The 3,442-nt window shown below is 44.4% G+C and carries 2 protein-coding genes; both read right to left on the bottom strand.

The window, feature by feature from the left end; genetic code table 11:
• A partial coding sequence (locus tag VIP81_RS22750) for a hypothetical protein (protein ID WP_331966812.1) occupies positions 1-1,739 on the bottom strand: 1,739 nt, incomplete at its 3' end.
• A gap of 16 nt (positions 1,740-1,755) precedes the next feature.
• Entirely contained in the window at positions 1,756-3,342 is a 1,587-nt protein-coding gene (locus VIP81_RS22745; RefSeq protein WP_331966810.1) for a transferase, read from the bottom strand.
• Between the last annotated feature and the right edge of the window lie 100 nt (positions 3,343-3,442).

The following is a 3,442-nucleotide window of genomic DNA, read 5'->3' as shown; positions in this document are numbered from 1 at the left end:
CTTGGAACAAGCTGAAGTTGGTTCTCATGGACCGCTTTAGCTTGTTTGATGTCTATTTCTTGTTGGCTCAGTAGTTTGCCTGTGTGATCAAACAGGCAAACGATATATTTTTTTCTGTCAAGAGATAAGTTGCGGTAAGTGTTCGCCGGATAAGAAGCATATACGGGTACCAGTTGATTAGTATTACCTGTTTTTTCATATTCATCTGCATCGTAGATCAACAGCAACGAATTGTCAGGTGGAGTAATATGGTATGTTTTTAAATCGACTACCTGTAGCTGTTTATCAATAAGCACCTCGGGGTAATGTACCTGCAGGTTGTATCGTTGAGGGTTAGGATTTACAGGGATATTATTTCGCAACAAAATGTAAGGCTGTGTATTGTCAATACCCGTATATCTCACGTGGTTGGCGTCATCACTATCGATGCAATAGGGGTCAATACCTGTCATCCGGTTGAAATAAATGGCCATGGGAATAAAGTCGGGGAAGTCGGCATGTTTGTGAATATGACCATGGCCTGCCAGCACAACCAACTTGCCAGTATCTGCGATTGCATGTAGTTTATGGATCATGTTAGCTGCCTGACTGGAATCACGGAAATTCCATACGGGCGAGGAGGACGTATCTTCGTAGTTAATCAGTTTAAAGCCGGCTTGCAGGGCTGTTCTCAGGAGGTTTCCATAGTTGGGGTCATTGGTGTAAAATCCGACTTTGGTGGTCGGAATTGAGATGGTGTCTGTCAATAATGCTTCCATCGCCAGTTTGGTATATCCCAGTTTTTTCAACTCCGGCAATAGGTCGATAAGAAAGGCCCGGGTTCTAATGTCTACATGAGACTCGTTAAAGAACAACGCTTTTTGTTGTGCCGCTTGTTGCAAAATATATGCTTTGGCGTTAGTGGTAGTAAATTGGCTGCTGTCTTTTAAGGAAATGGTTTTTAGCGGTTGACGAATTAGCGTATACTCCATCGCCTTTTGTTGATTTCCAACGAGTGTGTATTCTGTTGCCAGGGATTGCAGCAGCATATCTTTTTCGGCGGTTGTCAGGTTTTTGTCGAGGCATTTTTCCAGGATGCCGATGTATTTGACGGTGGCGGTATAAGTGTTTTCCTGATCCGTTGGGTTCATGTCGAAAAAATTAACGCCGATGTCAGGAATGTTTATATGCAGGGTTGCAATGGCGGCGCGGATTTCGGCTATAAAATTCTTTTTCGCAGCTGCATTATTCTGCGAGGTTTTTTTGGAAAAGGAGGTATGGAAAATGACGGTGTACCATTTTTTCTTGTAGAAGCTATAAGCAGCAACTACATCCGACGTTCCGCCCTCAGTAATATGCTCATATATGGTGGTATTATCCGCCTGTACTGAGTCTCCGGGGCTATCTTTTGTAACAAAAGCTGCCGCCTGCGCTGTTCCCCTCAGGAGGTACATATTAACGGATGCGGGGACATTGGCTCTTCCCCATATGAGCAGGCTGTCTTGTTTATGGATGGCAGTGTGCAGCTCATTTTTAAAATGATTCAGCGCCGCATCATCTGGTTTGTAAAAAGTATAATTATCGGATAGGGTGAGCTGTAATTCATCCGGATACACTCTCAGGATTTTCTGTCTGGAAAATGTAGGGATGATGTTTCGCTGGTCTGCCAGGGCTTGGGCAGATAGGTGACCGGGGTTAACAACAAAGAGCATGATAGCCGTTAACAGGCTGATGCTGCGTGGATGAATAAGGAATATCATAGTCGTTTTTTTGAGATTATTTTCTCGCTAACAATAACATATGTGACACAGGAAAAGGAATGGGCAAGGGTACATCATTATTGCACGGGCGCATCAGCTGTACCTTTCCTTCCAACCTGTTTTTCACAATCCATTCATTCCGCCAGGTAGTGGAGAGGTTATCTAATCTTAGTCCTGCTTCTTCCAGTGCTGCTTTCCAGTCGCTGTAGTTCCAGAAACAAAACGTTTCATGCATTTCACTGAGCCAGTTATCGTGATAATCTTTTTTGAAAAGGAACTCACAGGCATTTTGCATCGACAACTGTGCATAGGTTTTACCGGCTATTGTTACCCATTCATGCGGCAATTGAAAGCCTTCGTGATGGCGGAAATCTTTTGCAAATTGTTTGAACAACGCGAGGGTAGATAGTTTTCCCAGCCATGCTGCCAGATCGTGCGTGTTGGCATTTTCGGGTATTGGTGAATTATTTTCACCGTCTGTATCGTTCAGCCACAGCAAAATAATTTCGTCTTTATTTTCTGGTCCTACTACATCTCTGTTTATCCATACACCGCCGGGTACCAGTTCACTATAACGATTACGTATAAACGCAATTAAATCTTCTCTGCTACCATACGATTCTATTTCGTGTGTGAGGGAAGACGTATGAATGGTATTCATGCTACCCGCTTCAAATACAAGGCTGGTGACGGCGTTTTTTTGTGAGAAGAAAACCGATGGGTTGGCAAATTCTCCGTTATGTTTTCGTTGCAAACAGATATCGTATAAATGCCGGGATACTTCAATGCCATAGAAGTCGCACTCATGGAGGCGATCGTCTTCACAAGCCATTTTTATCCAGGAGCCAACCGCACAACCGATGTCACCAATAGTGCCGGGCTGAATATAGGGAGCGGTTTCGCGGTATTTATCTGCCGCAATATCATCCATTTGTTTTACGTACACGTTGTAGTCGCGGGTAGCGGTGAGATCGCCGTCTGCCCCTATGATAGGGTCTTTGAGGATATGCTGCACCTTCTCTCCTACTCCATACAGCGACCATATTTTAAAGGAGGCCGGGTGCATCTGGTCGAGGATGATTTTATTTTTTCGCCAGTCGCCGCTTTGTGCTACCAGTTTTACGATATCCCAGGGCATGGGCTGTGTAAACTGATTGCTGGCAGGATCCCACTCTGCGGGGAGTACTTTATAGCCGTGGCGGAGATACATTTCTTTCACAGCAGTAGAACAAATAACGAGGGTGTTCTTTGGGTTCAGCTGGTGTACGCCTTCGCTGGAATGTCGTATAGTCTTCACCGTATATTCTGTGAAATCGTTGATCACACCTACGTCGTCGATGCCATATACAAATGCGGGAACATCCAGTGAGTTGGAAAATTCCTGGATGATCATAGCGCGGAGATAAAATGGTACCGGGTTTCGCTTGGTTCCCAGATGGTTGGCGGAGGTAACGGCGAAGATAACACCGTCTATTTCCTGCGCGGCTAACGGAGTACCATATACATCTTTTTCACCTTCCAGTTTACACTTAATAAGGCGGTTCAGGTACTTGAACTGAAAATCTGTAAGCAGGTGGTGGCGACCCGGAATGAGTAAATACATGTCGTGAAGTTAAGCAATGAGATGAATTATCATTAATCATATTCGTTAAAAAAAGTATAACAATTTGAAGCAGGTTTCATGATCCTGTGTCTGGGGTGGT

The sequence above is a fragment of the Chitinophaga sp. genome, assembly GCF_036566945.1.
Lineage (GTDB): Bacteria > Bacteroidota > Bacteroidia > Chitinophagales > Chitinophagaceae > Chitinophaga.
The sequence above is the reverse complement of the archived record's forward strand: the minus strand, read 5'-3'. Positions and strand labels throughout refer to the sequence as shown.